The following is a 973-nucleotide window of genomic DNA, read 5'->3' as shown; positions in this document are numbered from 1 at the left end:
CCGCTTCCGCCGGTGCCGCCGCGTCCACGCTCGGCGCGGCGGCCCAGCAGAGCGGGCGATACTTCGGTGCCGCGATCGCCGGGGGTAAGCTCGGCGACTCGCAGTACACCACGATCGCCAACCGTGAGTTCGACATGATCACGGCTGAGAACGAGATGAAGATCGACGCCACCGAGCCGAACCAGAACCAGTTCAACTTCACCAACGGCGACCGGATCTACAACTGGGCGGTGCAGAACGGCAAGCGGGTGCGCGGGCACACCCTGGCCTGGCACAACCAGCAGCCGAACTGGATGCGGTCGATGGAGGGCAACGCGCTGCGCCAGGCGATGATCAACCACATCAACGGCGTGATGAACCACTACAAGGGCAAGATCTACGCCTGGGACGTGGTCAACGAGGCCTTCGACGACGGCAACGGCGGCCGCCGCAACTCCAACCTCCAGCGCACCGGCAACGACTGGATCGAGGTCGCCTTCCGCACCGCGCGCGCCGCCGACCCGGCCGCCAAGCTCTGCTACAACGACTACAACATCGACAACTGGAGCTGGGCCAAGACCCAGGGCGTCTACAACATGGTCCGCGACTTCAAACAGCGCGGCGTGCCCATCGACTGCGTCGGCCTGCAGTCGCACTTCAACAGCCAAAGCGCCTACAACAGCAACTACCGCACCACCATCTCCAGCTTCGCCGCCCTCGGCGTGGACGTGCAGATCACCGAGCTGGACATCCAGGGCGGCTCCGCCCAGACCTACGCCGCGGTGACCAACGACTGCCTGGCCGTGCCGCGTTGCACCGGCATCACCGTGTGGGGCGTGCGCGACAGCGACTCCTGGCTCGGCGCCAACACCAGCCCCCTGCTGTTCGACACCTCGGGCAACAAGAAGCCGGCCTACACCTCGGTCCTGAACGCCCTCAACGCCGCCGACCCCAACCCCACGCCCACCCCGACTCCCACGCCAACGGTGACCCC

Annotated in this window: 1 protein-coding gene; it reads left to right on the top strand. The window is 66.6% G+C overall.

From position 1 onward, the window contains the following. The coding region (locus ACTOQ2_RS43935) for an endo-1,4-beta-xylanase (RefSeq protein WP_440107982.1) at positions 1-973 on the top strand (973 nt) is incomplete at both ends.

Origin of the sequence: Streptosporangium sp. H16 (assembly GCF_051918855.1) — a bacterium.
Classification (GTDB): domain Bacteria; phylum Actinomycetota; class Actinomycetes; order Streptosporangiales; family Streptosporangiaceae; genus Streptosporangium.
Note: the sequence above shows the minus strand (reverse complement) of the source record. Positions and strands in the feature narration are given on the sequence as shown.